The sequence below is a fragment of the Noviherbaspirillum soli genome, from assembly GCF_015352955.1.
In the GTDB taxonomy this organism is placed as follows: Bacteria; Pseudomonadota; Gammaproteobacteria; order Burkholderiales; family Burkholderiaceae_D; genus Noviherbaspirillum_A; species Noviherbaspirillum_A soli.
In genome coordinates, this window is sequence record NZ_JACYOX010000010.1 from 73,307 (window position 1) to 89,747 (window position 16,441).

At 63.3% G+C, this 16,441-nt stretch carries 15 protein-coding genes; 5 read left to right on the forward strand and 10 right to left on the reverse strand.

The features are described from left to right. Positions 1 to 5: 5 nt before the first annotated feature. Both IGW04_RS10120 and IGW04_RS10125 read right to left on the reverse strand, forming a co-directional pair. On the reverse strand, positions 6 to 2,591 hold the full coding sequence (locus IGW04_RS10120; RefSeq protein WP_194712950.1) for a bifunctional aconitate hydratase 2/2-methylisocitrate dehydratase: 2,586 nt from the start codon (positions 2,589 to 2,591) through the stop codon (positions 6 to 8). A 344-nt stretch (positions 2,592 to 2,935) separates the two neighbouring features. Continuing rightward, a complete protein-coding gene (locus tag IGW04_RS10125; RefSeq protein WP_194712951.1) occupies positions 2,936 to 4,219 on the reverse strand; it encodes an FAD-dependent oxidoreductase in 1,284 nt (427 codons plus the stop codon). Positions 4,220 to 4,266: 47 nt separating this feature from the next. On the opposite strand from IGW04_RS10125, the gene IGW04_RS26035 reads away from it, so the two are divergent. The 3 genes from IGW04_RS26035 (at position 4,267) to IGW04_RS10135 (ending at position 6,463) form a co-directional block, all read left to right on the forward strand. Next, on the forward strand, positions 4,267 to 4,389 hold the full coding sequence (locus IGW04_RS26035) for a hypothetical protein (protein WP_267253689.1): 123 nt from the start codon (positions 4,267 to 4,269) through the stop codon (positions 4,387 to 4,389). An 84-nt stretch (positions 4,390 to 4,473) separates the two neighbouring features. Then, positions 4,474 to 5,460: a Vgb family protein gene (locus IGW04_RS10130; RefSeq protein WP_194712952.1), complete on the forward strand. Its 987-nt coding sequence runs from the start codon at positions 4,474 to 4,476 to the stop codon at positions 5,458 to 5,460. Positions 5,461 to 5,683: 223 nt separating this feature from the next. Further along, a complete protein-coding gene (locus IGW04_RS10135; RefSeq protein ID WP_228526977.1) occupies positions 5,684 to 6,463 on the forward strand; it encodes a PEP-CTERM sorting domain-containing protein in 780 nt (259 codons plus the stop codon). A gap of 56 nt (positions 6,464 to 6,519) precedes the next feature. On the opposite strand, the gene IGW04_RS10140 is transcribed toward IGW04_RS10135, so the two are convergent. The 8 genes from IGW04_RS10140 to IGW04_RS10175 all read right to left on the reverse strand — a co-directional run bounded on the left by IGW04_RS10140 (position 6,520) and on the right by IGW04_RS10175 (position 15,219). Then, a complete protein-coding gene (locus IGW04_RS10140) occupies positions 6,520 to 7,662 on the reverse strand; it encodes an ABC transporter permease (RefSeq protein ID WP_194712953.1) in 1,143 nt (380 codons plus the stop codon). Next, positions 7,659 to 8,600, reverse strand: coding sequence for an ABC transporter ATP-binding protein (locus IGW04_RS10145; RefSeq protein WP_194712954.1), 942 nt, complete (start codon positions 8,598 to 8,600; stop codon positions 7,659 to 7,661). Before IGW04_RS10145 ends, IGW04_RS10140 begins: the two co-directional genes overlap by 4 nt. A 1-nt stretch (position 8,601) precedes the next feature. After that, positions 8,602 to 9,618 (reverse strand): HlyD family secretion protein, encoded by a 1,017-nt coding sequence (locus IGW04_RS10150; protein ID WP_194712955.1) that lies wholly within the window; start codon positions 9,616 to 9,618, stop codon positions 8,602 to 8,604. 103 nt (positions 9,619 to 9,721) lie between these two features. Then, entirely contained in the window at positions 9,722 to 10,948 is a 1,227-nt protein-coding gene (locus IGW04_RS10155; RefSeq protein WP_194712956.1) for a type II toxin-antitoxin system HipA family toxin, read from the reverse strand. After that, positions 10,945 to 11,271, reverse strand: a complete 327-nt coding sequence (locus IGW04_RS10160; protein ID WP_194712957.1) for a helix-turn-helix domain-containing protein — start codon at positions 11,269 to 11,271, stop codon at positions 10,945 to 10,947. The genes IGW04_RS10155 and IGW04_RS10160 overlap by 4 nt, the downstream gene beginning before the upstream one ends. A gap of 339 nt (positions 11,272 to 11,610) precedes the next feature. Beyond that, a complete protein-coding gene (locus IGW04_RS10165) occupies positions 11,611 to 12,678 on the reverse strand; it encodes a lysylphosphatidylglycerol synthase transmembrane domain-containing protein (RefSeq protein WP_194712958.1) in 1,068 nt (355 codons plus the stop codon). Positions 12,679 to 13,114: 436 nt separating this feature from the next. Continuing rightward, on the reverse strand, positions 13,115 to 14,551 hold the full coding sequence (locus tag IGW04_RS10170; protein ID WP_194712959.1) for a heavy metal sensor histidine kinase: 1,437 nt from the start codon (positions 14,549 to 14,551) through the stop codon (positions 13,115 to 13,117). Beyond that, the gene (locus IGW04_RS10175) at positions 14,548 to 15,219 is read right to left on the reverse strand and encodes a heavy metal response regulator transcription factor (protein WP_194712960.1); all 672 of its coding nucleotides are present in this window, start codon (positions 15,217 to 15,219) and stop codon (positions 14,548 to 14,550) included. Before IGW04_RS10175 ends, IGW04_RS10170 begins: the two co-directional genes overlap by 4 nt. A 151-nt stretch (positions 15,220 to 15,370) precedes the next feature. Here IGW04_RS10175 and IGW04_RS10180 point away from each other — a divergent pair, with 151 nt between their 5' ends. Together IGW04_RS10180 and uraH are read left to right on the forward strand one after the other, a co-directional pair. Beyond that, positions 15,371 to 15,883, forward strand: a complete 513-nt coding sequence (locus IGW04_RS10180) for a GlcG/HbpS family heme-binding protein (protein ID WP_194712961.1) — start codon at positions 15,371 to 15,373, stop codon at positions 15,881 to 15,883. Positions 15,884 to 15,898: 15 nt separating this feature from the next. Beyond that, positions 15,899 to 16,321, forward strand: a complete 423-nt coding sequence (uraH, locus tag IGW04_RS10185; protein WP_194712962.1) for a hydroxyisourate hydrolase — start codon at positions 15,899 to 15,901, stop codon at positions 16,319 to 16,321. Positions 16,322 to 16,441 lie beyond the last annotated feature (120 nt).

A 16,441-nucleotide genomic window follows, 5' to 3' on the forward strand; every position in this document is an offset into this window, starting at 1 on the left:
CTTGCTTATACCTTGACGGTATCCGCGACCGAGCTGAACTCTTCGAGCTTGTCGAAGTTCATGTAGCGGTAGATATCCGCCGCATTCTTGTCGATCACGCCGGTGTGCTCCAGGTACTCCTCGCGGGTCGGGATGCGGCCCAGCGTCGAGCAAACCGCGGCCAGTTCAGCCGAACCCAGGTAGACCTGGGTATCCATGCCGAGGCGGTTCGGGAAGTTACGGGTCGAGGTCGACATCACGGTGGAGCCCTTGCGCACCTGTGCCTGGTTGCCCATGCACAGCGAGCAGCCCGGCATTTCCATGCGGGCGCCGGTGCGGCCGAGCGTGCCGTAGTGGCCTTCGGCGGTCAGCACCTGCTGGTCCATCTTGGTCGGCGGCGCGATCCACAGCTTGACCGGGATATCGGTCTTGCCTTCCAGCAGCTTGGAAGCGGCGCGGAAGTGGCCGATGTTGGTCATGCAGGAACCAACGAAGACTTCGTCGATCTTGGCGCCGGCGACTTCGGCCAGGGTCTTCACGTCGTCCGGATCGTTCGGGCAGGCGACGATGGGTTCGTGGATGTCGGCCAGGTCGATCTCGATGACCGCTGCGTATTCGGCGTCGGCGTCCGGCGCCAGCAGTTCCGGCTTGGCCAGCCAGGCTTCCATCGAACGGATGCGGCGCTCCAGCGTGCGCTTGTCCTGGTAGCCGTTGGCGATCATCCACTTCATCAGCGTGATGTTCGAGGTCATGTACTCCATGATCGGGGCCTTATCCAGATGCACCGTGCAGCCGGCGGCGGACCGCTCGGCCGACGCATCGGACAGCTCGAATGCCTGTTCGACCTTCAGTTGCGGCAAGCCTTCGATTTCCAGGATGCGGCCGGAGAAGATGTTCTTCTTGCCCTTCTTTTCCACGGTCAGCAGGTTCTGGCGGATCGCGTACAGCGGGATCGCATTGACCAGGTCGCGCAGCGTCACGCCCGGCTGCATTTCACCCTTGAAGCGCACCAGCACCGATTCCGGCATGTCCAGCGGCATCACGCCGGTGGCGGCGGCAAAGGCAACCAGACCGGAACCGGCCGGGAAGGAAATGCCGATCGGGAAACGGGTATGGGAGTCGCCGCCGGTGCCGACGGTGTCCGGCAGCAGCAGGCGATTGAGCCAGGAGTGGATCACGCCGTCGCCCGGACGCAGCGCCACGCCGCCACGGTTGGAAATGAAGTTGGGCAGTTCCTTGTGCATCTTCACGTCGACAATCTTCGGATACGCGGCGGTGTGGCAGAAGGATTGCATCACGAGGTCGGCCGAGAAACCCAGGCAGGCCAGGTCTTTCAGTTCGTCGCGGGTCATCGGGCCGGTGGTGTCCTGGGAACCGACGGTGGTCATCTTCGGCTCGCAATAGGTGCCGGGACGCACGCCCTGGCCTTCCGGCAGGCCACAGGCGCGGCCAACCATCTTTTGCGCCAGCGAGAAGCCCTTGGTCGATGCGACCGGGTTCTGCGGCAGCCGGAACAGGGTGGACGGCGCCAGGCCCAGCGCTTCACGCGCCTTGGCGGTCAGGCCGCGGCCGACGATCAGCGGAATACGGCCGCCGGCACGGACTTCGTCGAACAGCACGTCGGACTTGACCTGGAATTCGGCGATGACGTCGCCGTTCTTCAGTGCAAGGCCTTCGTACGGACGCAGTTCGATCACGTCGCCCATGTCCATTTTGGACACGTCGAGTTCGATCGGCAGCGCGCCGGCGTCTTCCATCGTGTTGTAGAAGATCGGCGCGATCTTGTTGCCCAGGCAAACGCCGCCGAAGCGCTTGTTCGGGATGAAGGGGATGTCTTCGCCGGTGAACCACAGAACGGAGTTGGTCGCCGACTTGCGGGAGGAGCCGGTGCCGACCACGTCGCCGACGTAGGCAACCAGGTTGCCCTTTGCCTTCAGTTCCTCTATCTGGCGGATCGGGCCGACCTTGCCCGGCTCGTCCGGGTGGATGCCGGTGCGGGCGTTCTTCAGCATGGCCAGCGCGTGCATCGGGATGTCGGGACGGGTGGTGGCGTCCGGCGCCGGCGACAGGTCGTCGGTGTTGGTTTCGCCGGTAACTTTGAACACGGTCAGTGTCAGGCTCTGCGGCACTTCCGGCCGCGAGGTGAACCATTCGGCATCGGCCCAGGACTGCATGACGGCCTTGGCGTTGGCGCTGCCCTTGTCGGCCAGTTCCTTCACGTCGTGGAAGTAGTCGAACATCAGCAGGGTTTTCTTCAGGCCTTCAGCAGCCACGCCGCCAACGACGGCGTCGTCGAGCAGGTCGATCATCGGCTTGATGTTGAAGCCGCCCAGCATGGTGCCCAGCAGGCGGGTAGCCAGTTCGCGCGAAATCAGCGGGCTGGTCTCGGCGCCCTTGGCAACCTTTTCCAGAAAGGCGCTCTTGACCTTGGCGGCATCGTCCACGCCGGCCGGAACGCGGTGGGTGATCAGGTCGACCAGGAAAGCCTCTTCGCCAGCGGGCGGATTCTTCAGGAGTTCAACCAGGTCGGTGGTCTGTGCGGCGGAAAGCGGAAGCGGAGGAATGCCCAGGGACGCGCGTTCGGCGACGTGGGAGCGGTACGCAGCTAGCATGAGAGTGCTCTCTAGATAAAGGATTAAAGGACAAGGGAATCGCCAGCGATTCCAAATTCCCCGCTATTGTACATCAACAACTCTTATATAAGACATAAGACCAGTGAGATTAGTCGGGAATTTGTAACGTAATGTGGGATTGCAACGTCGCAAGCGCGCGCGGAAACGGCAGACAGGCACGAACATCTGTCATTCGGCCCAGGGGGCCATGCTCCGACGACCGGGTACCGGTCGCAGCGCCATACCGGGCGGTAAAGGTTGCAGCCTTATTCATGAAGTTTCATCAGCAGATTCGCGCATTGCGTGAATGCAACAGCATTCTTCGCTGCGATTTCGCCGATTGGCTAAACGCCGTCCAGGTGTTCCGCCAGCCGCCGGCCCAGGCACAGCAGCGTGACCGTCGGCGGCAGGCCCCACGCTTCGGGGATCACGGACGCATCACAGACGAACAAGCCGGCCGTCGACGTCTGCAACTGCTCGTTGACGCCCTCGCCTATCCTGACGCTGCCGCCCGGGTGCGCGGCGAAGTGGACGCTGTTGAAGATATGCCGGGCACCCGCCTGCGCCAGGATGCGCCGCGCCAGATCCGCACCATGGCGCAATTTCCGTCGGTCTCCCGGCTGCAGCGACTTGCTGATCCAGCGCGGCCCGATGGCGCCGCCGATCTCGTCGCGGATCTTGACCATCACGGTAAGCGTGCGGCGGTGCGCCAGGAGCCGGTCGATGCGGCCGGCCTGGGCGGCGAATCCCTGGTACATCGGCCGCGGCAAGGTCATGTCGGCCAGTGTGATGCCCTGTTCCGGCAAATGCATGCCGGCCGCCATCGGCACTTCGGCGCCGCCGTCGACATCGTCCACCGCGCCCATCACGGCAATCACGGGGTCGGCGAAATGCGCGGCACGGGCCGCGCCAAGGCCGGAGGCATGCAGCAGGCGCGGGCTGCCGATGCCGCCGCCGGCAAGCACGATGACGTCGGCGAAGCGCTGCTGCACTTGCTTGTGTCGCACGAATTCCACGCCGACCGCCCGACCGCCCCGTACGATCACCCGTTGCACCCTTGCATCCGCAACCAGTTCGGCGCCAGCGGCGACCGCTTCCTCGACCATGTTGCGGGCTGTCCATTTCGCGCCAAACGGACAGCCATAGACACAGCGCCAGCAGCCGGCGCGGCACTTGTCGGGCAGGATCATCTTGTCGAGCTTTTGCCAGTCATGCCCGAGCGCCCGCGCCGCTTGCGCGATGCGTGCGGCCATGGGTCCGACCAGCGCGTCGGGCAGCGGCGCCATCGGTATTTCCTGCTGCAGCGCCCGCAGCGCCGGTTCCAGATCGATGCCGTATTTCGCGAACATCGGCATGGGCGGCGCCATGGCGGTGGCAAAGTTGATCGCCGAACTGCCGCCGGAGGTCACGCCGCGCACCAGCAGCGAACCGTCCGCATTGATGAATGCGCCCTTGCCCGGGACCGCTGCCATGGCGGCCATCTGGCGCAAGGTGCCTTGCAGCGGCGCGGCGCTGCCCTGTTCCAGCAGCAGCACGCGCCAGCTGCGACGCGCCAGATCGCGCGCCACGATGGCGCCGGCCGGACCGCTGCCAACGATGATCGCGTCAAGGGCTTGCTCTGTATGCATGCGAGTCCGGGAAAATGGAAAAGGTGGATGCCTTGGCTTGATGGAAAATGGCGGAACGCATCATCCTGCGCGCCATCCAGGCGGATTTTACAGAACCTGGTGCGGACGATCAGAACGAGCTTGCCGTACAGACGGTCTTAGCTGCTGTGGGCAAGCGGAAGAATCGATGAGACTCTGAAGCACAGGCGCTGCGTCGGTCGGGCTTGATCGATGCCGCCATCATGCAGACGACAGCAAATGAAGGACATCAAGCCATGCTGAAAGCATTCGCATTATGCGCACTCCTGCCGGCACTGGCCATCGCAGGCGGCTCCAATTACACCGTGGCGCCCGGCGTGTCGCGGCCAGCCGGAAAAATCAGCGAATGGAATGTGCCAACGCCCAAATTTGCCCGCGACCCGGCGCCCGCTCCCGACGGACGCATCTATATAGCCGTGATGGCGGGCAACCGGCTGGCGCGCTTCGATCCCGCCACTGAACGCTTCGAGGAATGGGAATTGCCCGCCGGCACCCGGCCGCATGGCCTGGTAGTCGATGAACGCGGCACGGTATGGATGACGGGCAACGGCAATGGCACCTTGCTGGAAATACCGTTCAGCAACGGTCAGCCTCAGGCAATGAAGCCGCATCCGACACCTTCCGGCGGCACGCCGCACACGATCGTGTTCGACGGGCGCGATACGCTCTGGTTTACCAACCAGTCCGCCAACAAGGTCACCCGCTACCAGCGCGGCAGCGGCAAGATGGAAGAATTCAGCACGCGCGACGGCCCGTACGGCCTTGCAATCGACCGTGACGGCAACGTCTGGTTCTGCCAGGCCAGTGGCCAGCGGGTCGGCCGTATCGATGCACGCTCCGGCAAGATCACCGAAATCGACCTCGGCGCTGGGTCGCTGCCACGCCGCATCGCGGCCGCACCTGACAATACGCTGTGGGTAGTGCGGTACGGCGACGGCAAGCTGACGCATATCGATGCAGGCAGGCAATCCGTACTTAAAACCTATGACATGCCCGCCGGGCCACGTGGCAATCCGTACGCAGTGACCGTTGACGGGGCCGGCAAGGTTTGGGCAAATGAAATCTCGGTCGACACCGTTTCCCTGCTTGATCCGGTTACCGGAAAATTTCAGGTATTTTCATTACCTACCAGCAATGAAGGCATACGCAAGATGATCGTCGATGCGGAAGGCAGGCTTTGGTACATGGGAAGTCATAGCGGGAAGCTGGGTGTCGTGCGATAACGCCAGCATCGCCGCGGCGTTTCCTTTCGGAAATTTAATAATGGCAAAGATGTCGATATCCTTTCCATGTTTTCCATAGGAAAATCCTGTATTCATAGCCAATGCCAATGAAAAACTTTTTCCCTATATAAAATCCGCCGAAACAATTTCCTAGAAAAAATAATTCCCTCGATTTAAATGCATGAAGGCATTTGTGTCCTGAATTTTTCATCCAGAGGTAACGTTGAAATCCTTAAGTTTCTACAGGTTTATAAAAAACAATGTATTACGTCACTTCTATAACTGTATTTTGTCGGTCGCCTTTACATTAATTCAAGAAATCAAAAGCCGGCTCCTGCAACCTACTGTTTTCGTAAAGAAAAACCTCGTTGGCACGGGGCTTGCTCACGAGGCGACCTCGCAAATTGTTTTACAGGAACTATTAATGACTTTTTCTTCTGTTCTCAAATCCAGCCGCAATCTGGCTGTGACCGCCGCGGTGTCTTTAGCCGCCATGTCTTCGGCTTCGGCGCTGACCCTCGACAACCTGATCGGATCGGCGTCGCTGAGCAACTCCGGCGATCAAACAGAACTCAATGCAATCCAGAAGGCCGCTGGCGCGACGCTGACCCTGACAGACAAGGTCAGCACCGGCGCAGGCAACACCGCTGTCGCCGATACGGTGAGCGGACAATGGGTAATCGATGTCGGCAACGAGGAGCCGGGTTATTTTGTGCTCAAGTTCGGCACCGGCAACCTTGGTGGCGATGACACCTACTTCTTCCAGAACGTCGGCGAACTCGACAAGCTGGTCTTTTCCAACGACCAGGTCAATTTCCTGACCGGCGGCTGCGGCGCCAACAACTGCAACATCGGCCGTCTGAGCCATTACACCCTGTTCGAAGGCGCAGCGGGCGGCGGCGGCGGTGCCGGCGGCGAAGTGCCTGAACCGGCAACCGTCGCCCTGTTCGGCCTGGGCCTGCTGGGCTTCGCGGCTTCCCGCCGCAAGGCGCGCAAGGCATAAGCAAGGCCATGCCTCTGAAAACCCGCTCACGGAGCGGGTTTTTTTATGCCCTTATCTCAATCCATCGTGCGCCTGTAAGTCTTCAGCCCGAGCGCCAGCACGAGCGCCGTGAACAGCAGCAGCGGCCAGATCTGCGGCCACAATAGCGCCAGCCCATTGCCCTTCAACAGAATGCCGCGCACCAGCACCAGGAAATGGGTCAATGGCAGAAGGCTGCCCACTGCTTGCGCCCATTCGGGCATGCCGCGAAACGGGAACATGAAGCCGGACAGCAGCATGGAGGGCAGAAAGAAAAAGAAGGTCATCTGCATCGCCTGCAGCTGGTTGCGCGCAATCGAGCTGCAGGCGATGCCCAGCGTCAGGTTGGCGCAGATGAACAGCAACACCACGGCGTACAGCAGGAGCAGGCTGCCATGCATGGGCACGTTGAATATCCAGCGCGCGGCCAGCAGGATCAGGCTGACCTGGACCAGGCCGATCAGCACATAGGGGATGATCTTGCCGGTGATGACTTCCAGCGGCGTGGCCGGCGTCGCCAGCAGATTTTCGAAGGTGCCGCGTTCCCGTTCGCGCGTCATTGCCAGGCCTGTCATCAATACCATGGTCATGGTCAGGATCACCCCCAGCAGGCCCGGCACCACGTTGTAGGCGGTAATGGCTTCAGGGTTGTAGCGGCGGTGCACCCGCAGCTCCAGCGTGCGCCCCGACTGGGCTGGCTGGACCTGCTTCCCGGGCAGGTCGGGGGCGAACAGGTTCGGGCCGAGCTGGTTCAATACCGCGATCGCGCCGCCGGTAGCCATCGGATCGGTTGCATCGGCTTCCACCAGCACCACCGCCGGCGTGCCGCGCACCAGGTCGCGGTGCAGGCCGGGCGGAAAGGTCACGACGAATTGCACGCGCCCCTGGTCGAGCAGCCGCGTTGCCTGGCCCTCGTCGACGCTGCCCACGATGCGGAAATAGCCGCTGGCCGCCATCGCCGCGACATAGGAGCGGGCGAAAGGTCCGGGGTCGGCCATCACCACCGCGGTGGGCAGGTTCCTGGGGTCGGAATTGATGGCGAAGCCGAACAGCAGCAACTGGATCAATGGAATGCCGACGATCATGCCGAAGGTCAGCCGGTCGCGTTTCAACTGGATGAATTCCTTGACCACGATGCCCAGCCAGCGCGACAGGGAAAAGGCCAGGACATGGCGCTTCATCGGGCTGCGCCCTGGGAACCGGTGCTGCCGCTGCGCTGCATCAGGTCGATGAACACATCTTCCAGCGATGCGGGAATTTCCTTCATCGCCAGCGCCGTGCCGTCCAATGCCTGTTCCAGGCTGGCCTGCAGACCGGCAGCGTCGCGGCCGCTGACATGCAGCGTGGCGCCGAAGCTGCTTGCCAGCTCCACGCCCGGAAGACTGCGCAGCGACTGCGCCAGGCCTGGCGGGATGTCGCCGCTGACTTCCCAGGTATGCAGGCGCCGGCTCTCCACCACCTCCTGCGCCGTGCCCGAGGCCAGCAGCCGGCCGTCGGCAATATAGGCCAGCCGGTGGCAGCGTTCGGCTTCATCCATGTAATGGGTGGACACCAGCACGCTGACGCCGCTGGCGGATAGTCCATGGATCTGCTCCCAGAAGTCGCGCCTGGCACGCGGGTCGACGCCGGCGGTCGGCTCGTCCAGCAGCAGCAGGCGCGGCTGGTGCAGCAGGCATGCGGCCAGCGCCAGCCGCTGCTTCCAGCCGCCCGACAGCGCGCCGGCCAGCTGGCCGCGCCGGTCCGCCAGCCCGAGCCGCGCAAGCATCGCGTCGACCGCCGCGCGCCGGCCGCGCATGCCGAACATGCGCGCGATGAAGTCCAGGTTCTCGGCAACGGTGAGGTCTTCCCACAGGGAGAAGCGCTGGGTCATGTAGCCGACCTGGCGCTTGATCAGGGCGCTGTCGGCCATTACGTCCATGCCCAGGCAGGTGCCGCTGCCGCTGTCGGGCGCGAGCAGGCCGCACAGCATGCGGATCGACGTGGTCTTGCCGCTGCCATTGGGCCCCAGGAAGCCGAAGATCTCGCCCTCCCGCACCTGCAGCGCCAGGTCCTTCACCACGTGCCGGTTGCCGAAATGCTTGTTCAGGCCGGCCACATCGATCACCAGCGGCGACGTCACGTCAGCGCTCCAGGATGCGCACGTCGATCGGCAGGCCCGGCCGCAGCCGGGCGGCCTGTTCCGGCAGCGGCACGGCTTCCACCCGGAACACCAGCTTTTCCCGGCTGCCGCGGCTGTAGATCACCGGCGGCGTATATTCGGCCTGCGGCGCGATGAAATCGATGGTGCCGCGGATCGGCTGGGTGCAGCCGTCGCAGCCGGCCTCGACCGTCAGCCCGGGCCGCAGGCGGGCGAGCGCGGTTTCGGGGACGTAAAAGCGCAGGCGGCGGCGCTGGTCGGGCAACAGGCTGGCCACCGGTGCGCCCGCAGCCACCCATTCCCCGGCACGGTAGTAGGTCTCGCTGATCTCACCGGCGGCCGGCGCCCTGACCGTCTTGCTCTCCAGCCGCCAGCGCATCTGCGCAGCCTGGGCCTGGGCTGCCAGCAGGTCCGCTTCCGCCGCGCGCACCTCGGCGCCGCGGCCCAGCGCGGCGCGGTAGGTAGCGAGCTGCTGCTGCGCCGCGTCCACCTGGCCCTGCATCTGGTCGCGCTGGCTGCGCGCTTCATCCAGGCTGGCCGGGGAAACGAAATGACGCTCCGCCAGCGACTGCTGCCGGCCCAGGCGGCTTTGCGCAAGAGACAGGCTGGCCTGTGCCGCGCGAAGGTTCGCCTCCAGCGCCGCGATTTCCGGCTGGCGACGCGGCGCGGCCAGATTGGCCAGCCGCTCCCGGGCCGCAGCGACCCGTGCCTGCGCTTCGTCCAGCGATTCCGCATCCGGGTCGCCGGCAAGGGCGAAGGCCGCCTGGCCAGGCGCCACGCGGCTGCCGCGCAGCGCGTCCAGCGACCTGAGATAGCCGGCCTGCGGCGCGGAAAGATAAAGGAACTCGCCCTCGATATAGCCCTGGTAGAACGGCTGCCTGCTCTCGCTGCAGGCACACAGCAGGGCGGCCAATGCCGGCGGCAGACAGGCCAGCCGGCGCGGCCTGGGCCGGCGGGCGGCGCCGGTCTGTGCTTCCGGCAGGCGTTGTCTGGCGACCATGGACGGCATTTGCGCTGGCGCTTCATTGCTCCAGATAGGGATTAGAAACCCGATGCCCCGGCAATGACCTGATCAGGCGCAGTGTTCAGCGCTGCCAGGCGCCTCAGGCCATGCGCCCGCGGTTGGCCTCGATCGAGCGTGACATCTGCCGGCGCGTGGCCGGGCGTATTGCATAGTCCTTGCAGATCGTGCCGAATTCGCCGGCCACGCCGGCAATGCGATCGATCGTGGCGGCGGCCCATGCGGCGTCCAGGCTGTTGGACGCGGCCAGGCGCATCAGGTGCGCCCGGCCGGGCGCGCGCCCTTCGCCCTCGACATCCATCTGGTGCTCGCCTCCCGGACCCTCGCAATAGCTCAGGTCATAGCAGGGCGCGAGCTTCCACGAGCAGGTATGGTCCATGCGGAAGGAAAAGTTCTTCGCATGATCGTCGCGGTTATGGAAAACCACGTTGAACACGCAGCGCTCGAAGGCCTTTTCCACCTCGCGCTCGCTGTGCGTGAAAAGGCGGGTGGCGCGCAGCAGTGTCTGGTAGCTCACGCCCGGCAGCCGGAAGTCGGCATGCAGGGCGCCGGCCAGGCTGTGCATCGGCACGCGCATGCCATCCTCGCGGTCGAAGCGCTCGATGCCGAAGGCCGCATGGCGCGGGCCAAGGTCGAAATAGCGGGTGCGGGGCATGTCCAGGCCGCACGCCTGCGCAAGCCAGGCATAGCAGGCCTCGATGGCGCAGACTTCCCGGTGCTCGTGCCTGCCGGGAAATTTCACCAGCCACGGCGTGCCTGGCGCATCGCTGCGGGTGCTGACCGCGCTGGCGGCGACATCGTACTGCACCAGCACCTTGGGCCTGGCGCCCTGCGGGCTGCCGCCCAGCACCAGCAACTGCTTCAGCGCGGCGGTGTCGCGGTCGGCCACCACGGCCTGCACTTCCCTGGCCAGCGCCAGCAGTTCCAGGTCCGGCGTTTCCAGGGTGCCGTCCACGGCTGGTTCAAACGTCAGCGCGCCCATCGCGCGGTCGCCCAGGAAGGCAAGCCGGTGCAGCGGCGACAACTGATGCGGCTGGCGTTTGAAATGCCTGCTGAAGAAACGGTCCGTCAGCAGCAAGCCCCAGCCGTCGGGCAGGGCATCGGCCACCAGGCCCGGCAGCCTCGACTGGTATCCGGGAAAGCCGCCATAAGCGCCTGCCCGGAGCTTCAGATGCCGCGGCGACAGTTCGATGCCCCGGCTCAAGGCTTCCGGCGAATACTCGAAGAGCAGATGCTGTCCATTCTCGGCGAGAGTGGCCAGCGGCCAGCGCTGCCCCCAGCCGCAGAAGAACACCGCCAGCTTTTTCATTTGTCTTCCCCGGCACGGCGCCTGGCGCGCGGTGCGCGTATCCGGCTGGCCTGCTCGGCCCGCTCCATCCGGGCGATCGAGTCGATCTTCAGCAAGAGCAGCGACTGCAGTTCATCCGCCAGCCCCAGGGCGAGGACGGTGCGCATGAAATTCTCGAAGGTGCATTTGCCCTTGCCTTCGAGAAGCTTCAGGGTATTGACGCCGATCCCGGCCCGTTGCGCCACTTCCACCTGGGACAGGCCTTGCGCCAGGCGCTGGGCGCGCAAGCGCCTGCCCAGTTCCAGGCGGATTTCCAGTTCGCTTGCGAAGCCGAAGTCGAGCATGGGTGTGTGGTTGGGGACAGGGAAGCCAGTGTAGCAGCCGGGCGCCGTCCTGGCTCATTAAAAGCCTTTATTTAATCCCTAAAAGGCATTTTCCCGAGATAAAGGACTAATTTATGGCTATTTTTTCTAAATTGCCTCGCGCCGGCCATGAGGATGAAATGTCGATTCAGGATGCGTGAATTCTTCCCGTGCATGAGCGTGCGCGAAGAACAATGGCATCGTCGGCACCTGGCCAATGCCCATGAACCGTTCGCGTCTTGCGATGCGGGCCTTCACAAGCGAAAAGGCGGAGAACAGAAGCCATTTCTTCGCCAAGACCAGATCGCGGCACGGGAACATTCATTTCGCGCTGGTTATGGCGCGGGAAAAGAAGAGGCCTGGCAGCATTGGAAGCCAGAAGCTCAATCCACGGAATAACAGGGTCGCCGCCAGCGCCACAGGAAGTGAAATGCCAGCGTGCTGCAGCGTCAGGACCGACGTTGCCTCATATACCCCTAGCCCGCCCGGCACGATGCTGATGGTCCGCAGCAGGGTGGCCGCAATGAAGCTCATGAATACGCTGGTAAAGGAAGGGATTTCACCGAATGAACAGATCAGGACCCACACGGTCGACACGTCCAGCATCGTTATCAGAAGATGATACAAGACCCCCTTGATGATCAGCGAAGCGCTGCGGGCAAGGGCCGGATCGGCTTCCCCGAGAAGCGCAATCGCCCTTTCGAGCAGGGGAATGCGCATCAGGAAATGGGGCGCGCCGCCCTTGCGCCCGGCAAAGACGAGGGCGGCGCTTACCAGGACCACGGCGAACAGGACCAGGCATACCGCTGGCACCAGGATGAGCGGATTCACGTTCTCGCCGACTATGGCGATGCCGAGCGCGACAGCGAGCGTGAGGACGTAGGCGCCATAGTAAGAGACACCGTCGATGACGACCGATGCCATGACCGTGGCGCGGGAAATGCCGCGCAGCGCAAATGCCCGCGCGACAACCACGGTTCCGCTGAGGCCGGCCGATGGAAGAGCCTGGTCAATAAACAGCTTCGCGATACTCAGCTTGAATGCAACCAGCGAGGGCACCATATGCCCGGCAGCATGCAGAACCATGCGCCAGATGCTGCCCTGGGCGATATAGGTTCCCCCCTGCAAGACGAATGCGACAAGCAGCCACCATGGCTGGGCTCTTTCCGCCATGCGCACGAATTCCCGTTCTTCCGAGAAGTGCAGTGCAAGGACAATGGCGGCAACAAGGGTTGCGAGCCCGAGGATCCAGGAAAACCATTGCGCGGTGCGACCCGCGGCCTGGAATCCATCGCTGTCCCTGGCGGCGTTGCGCCCTGCGTTTGCCGGGTCGTGGCCAATCGGACGGGAAGGCTTTGATGGGACGGCGTTTGTATCACTATCTTTCATCCGCAATCTCCCTAGCAAGCTCTGCGCTGAAAGCGATGCCTGTCTGCCGCAGCAGCAAGACTCGGCGGTCTGGCTGCTACAGATGGTGCAAGTCCAGGGTTGGAGGGGGCTTGGCCGCAGAAGTGCACCGGTCCCGAGAAGTCTTCGCCAGATATTGCCTTGCGCAACAACCCTTCATCTGTCGGACGATGAAGATGCCGGCATGACGACATGACGACATGAATACCGCGTTCAGAAGGCGCATTGATTTCTACCAATGGCAGTAAAGAGTCAATAAGAGAACGCCGCCGAAGCCTCGTTGGGCGCTATGTTGATGAGCTCATGCAAGCATGTGCTGCGGCAACCGTGTGGAACGACCGGCGATCCGCTGCCTGGAAAGCACCGGGCTGACGATGATTCGTCGCTACGGCAGGATTGCGGCCTTATCAGACAAAGCCTAGCCCGATGCGCCGCTTGCGGCCTCGTGATCATCCGTCTCCCGCGAGATGGCGGAACATGCGGGAACGGCGCGTGCGGGAAGGATCAGCGTGAAGCGCGTTTCATCGGGATCGCTGCGGACCGAGACGCTGCCGCCGTGCAGCTGTGCAATGGTGCGGACGATTGCCAGGCCCAGTCCACCGGAATCCCCGGGCTGGTTGCGTGACGCGTCGCATCGGTAGAAGCGCTCGAACAAGTGCGGCAGATGTTCCGGCGCGATTGCATCGCCCCGATTGCAAACGCTGATTTCCACTTGGCCATTTCGTAACGCGCTATCGATGAGGACCAGGGTTCTCTCCGCCCCGTAGCGCAGGGCGTTGGCTATCAGGTTGGCGAGCGCCCTGCGAAGAAGCTCCGGGTCGGCGCTGATCATGCCTTGCGCACGATTCATCAACGGCATCCCGCGCTCTTCGGCAAGGCCTTCGAAGTAGTCGCACAACTGCTCTCCCAGGTCATGGAGATCAATGCCGCTGTGCCTGACAACGACCGCAGGCTGCTCGCTGCGGGCCAGGAACAGCATGCTGTCTATCATGCGCGCCAGCCTTTCATATTCTTCCTGATTCGATGCCAGCAGGCTCTGGTATTGATCGATGGTGCGTGTGCGCGCCAGGGCCTGCTGGGTCTGGCCCATCAGGTTGCCGAGCGGCGTGCGCATTTCATGCGCCAGGTCCTCGGAAAAACGCGAAAGCTGGCCAAAGCCTGCCTCCAGGCGCGACAGCATCTGGTTGAACGCAGACCGCAGGGCGCGCAACTCTGTCGCCTCACTGGCTTCGTCCAGCCGCAGATGGAGATGCTGCGAATCGATGGCGGCCGCCCGTTCAGCCAGCTCGCGCACCGGCCGCATCCCGTTCAGGCTGATGGACAGACCCAGTCCAAAGGCAAGGAGCGCGCCCGCGCCCAGGGCCAGCCCCAGTTTCATCCGGTACACGGAAAGCATCTGGTTCCGCTCGCCCAACAGCTTGCCGGCGATCAGGGTCAGGCTACCGTCGCGGCCTGGCACGCGCATCCAGGCGAGCCTTGCCGGCATGCCCGTGCGTATGGTCTGCCAGCGTACATCCGCGTCCCCGCGCGGCAGCGCAGGCACCTGGAAGCCGGCCGGATTGATCTCGATTTGCACCTGGCCGCGATCGTCGATAATCCACAGCATGCTGTCGCGATTGCCGAGCATGTTGCCATAGAGCTGAGGCCGGCTGCGCAGCGCTTCCAGGCTCTCGGTGTCATCGATCAGGGCACGCATGCGGTCGACGCGTCCCGCGAGCGCCTGGTCATCGAGCCATGCAATCTCCTTTTCCAGGGACTGGTAAAGGTAGAGCCCGATGCCGCCCAGCAGCAGCGCGCTGCTCAGCGCGAACAGCAGCGCCAGCCGCAGGCTCAGCGCGCCTGGCCAAAGCCTCAAGGCTGCACCTCGAGGGTATAACCCACGCCACGCACGGTGTGGATCAGCTTCACCGGATAAGGATCGTCAATCTTGGCACGCAGGCGGCGGACGGCGACGTCGACCACGTTCGTATCGCTGTCGAAATTCATTTGCCAGACCTGCGAGGCGATATAGGTGCGCGACAACACTTCCGCTTCGCGCGATATCAAAAGGTGCAGCAGCGCGAATTCCTTGTTGGTGAGCGCAATCCGCTCGCCCTGGCGCGTGACGCGCCGCCGCAGCACGTCCAGGTGCAGGTCGGCGACCTGGAAAAGCTCGACCGCCCGTGGCGGGCCACGGCGCAACAGGGTGCGCACCCGCGCGAGCAGCTCGGCATAGGAAAACGGCTTGATCAGATAATCATCCGCGCCCAGTTCAAGTCCCCTGACCCGGTCCTCCACTGCGTCGCGGGCAGTCAGGAACAGCACCGGCACCGAGGACTTGCGGCGAATCAGGGGCAGCAGCTGCCAGCCGCTCAGCCCGGGCAGCATCACGTCCAGGATGACCAAGTCGAATTCCTGCTCATGCACCAGGTGCTGGCCGTCGAGCCCGGTCAGAGCCACTTCCACCAGGTACCCGGATTCGCTGAGTCCCTTTTGCAGATAGTCCGCTGTCTTTTCTTCGTCTTCAACAACCAGAATGCGCATGAGTTATTCCCAATGAAGCAACGCAGCTTACCCTGCCCGCCCTGTTTTTCCCATTACAAATCTGTAATGCAAAGGTAACCGGATTGACGGAAGGAAGCCGATAGCATGGCGCCATCAGATCAAGTCATCCGTTCAGCCAAGGAAAATCATCATGTCATTCTTATCAATACGCCTGGTCACCGCCGGCTTGGCCTTCAGCATGTCATCGGCTTTTGCCGCGTCTTCTCCCCAGCCCGGGCAGCCGCTGCAGCATTCGGAGGTGTCGGCGGCACTGGCCATGCAACTGGTCGAGGGCGCGCTGGCGGCCTGCCATGCAAAGGGCCGTACTGCCGTGGCCGCAGTGGTCGACCGCGGCGGCAACCTGGTGGCGCTGCTGCGCGACGACAATGTCGGTCCGCATAACACGGTTGCGGCCCAGCGCAAGGCTTACACCGCGCTGTCGACCAAGACCGCGACAAGGCTGCTGGCCGAACGTGCACGCAACGACGCAGACAGCGCCAATCTCAACACCATCGATGAACTGCTTCTGCTCGGCGGCGGCGTGCCCCTGGTCGCGGACAGGCAGGTGATCGGCGCCATAGGCGTGGCCGCGGCCGGCGGCGCCACGATGGACGAATATTGCGCGATGCAGGCAGTCGGACAATTTTTACCTCCCACAAACTAAGCAAGGAAGACCATCATGAAACATATCTGTTCAGTTATCGCTGCTGTCGCTTTATCGAGCTTGCCGGCCCTCGGGTTCGCAGCCGGCCCCGCCGCAGGCAATCCATTGAGCGTGCATGTCCTCAACCTGCAGGACGGACTGCCTTCGCCCGATGTGGACGTTGTGCTCGAGAAGCAGAATGGCACCCAATGGGGCACATTGAGCAGCGGCGTCACCGATGCGCAAGGCAGGGTGCCAGCGCTTTATCCGGAAGGAAAGAAGCTGGAAACAGGCACATACCGGGTCACATTCAAAACCGGAAAATGGTTCGCCAGCCAGAAAGGCGTTACCTTCTTCCCGGAAATTCCGGTGATCTTCAGCGTGGATGGTTCGGTTGCGCATTACCACATTCCCCTCCTGCTGAGTCCCTACGGCTATTCGACGTATCGCGGCAACTAGCAAATTCCCGCCTGTCGGGCAACTTATCCTGGCCGAGGCGGTGGGCATCAGCCGAAGCCGTTCGGCCGCCGCCCGCCTTGCAGCCAGACCATCGTGAATTGCCCGCATCGGCGGCAACGC

What these genes read in the sequence shown, in the direction of transcription:
- IGW04_RS10120 (WP_194712950.1), bottom strand. Translation starts at nt 2,591, where the DNA reads ATGCTAGCTGCGTACCGCTCCCACGTCGCCGAACGCGCGTCCCTGGGC.
- IGW04_RS10125 (WP_194712951.1), bottom strand. Translation starts at nt 4,219, where the DNA reads ATGCATACAGAGCAAGCCCTTGACGCGATCATCGTTGGCAGCGGTCCG.
- IGW04_RS26035 (WP_267253689.1), top strand. Translation starts at nt 4,267, where the DNA reads ATGGCGGAACGCATCATCCTGCGCGCCATCCAGGCGGATTTTACAGAA.
- IGW04_RS10130 (WP_194712952.1), top strand. Translation starts at nt 4,474, where the DNA reads ATGCTGAAAGCATTCGCATTATGCGCACTCCTGCCGGCACTGGCCATC.
- IGW04_RS10140 (WP_194712953.1), bottom strand. Translation starts at nt 7,662, where the DNA reads ATGAAGCGCCATGTCCTGGCCTTTTCCCTGTCGCGCTGGCTGGGCATC.
- IGW04_RS10150 (WP_194712955.1), bottom strand. Translation starts at nt 9,618, where the DNA reads ATGGTCGCCAGACAACGCCTGCCGGAAGCACAGACCGGCGCCGCCCGC.
- IGW04_RS10155 (WP_194712956.1), bottom strand. Translation starts at nt 10,948, where the DNA reads ATGAAAAAGCTGGCGGTGTTCTTCTGCGGCTGGGGGCAGCGCTGGCCG.
- IGW04_RS10160 (WP_194712957.1), bottom strand. Translation starts at nt 11,271, where the DNA reads ATGCTCGACTTCGGCTTCGCAAGCGAACTGGAAATCCGCCTGGAACTG.
- IGW04_RS10165 (WP_194712958.1), bottom strand. Translation starts at nt 12,678, where the DNA reads ATGAAAGATAGTGATACAAACGCCGTCCCATCAAAGCCTTCCCGTCCG.
- IGW04_RS10175 (WP_194712960.1), bottom strand. Translation starts at nt 15,219, where the DNA reads ATGCGCATTCTGGTTGTTGAAGACGAAGAAAAGACAGCGGACTATCTG.
- IGW04_RS10180 (WP_194712961.1), top strand. Translation starts at nt 15,371, where the DNA reads ATGTCATTCTTATCAATACGCCTGGTCACCGCCGGCTTGGCCTTCAGC.
- uraH (WP_194712962.1), top strand. Translation starts at nt 15,899, where the DNA reads ATGAAACATATCTGTTCAGTTATCGCTGCTGTCGCTTTATCGAGCTTG.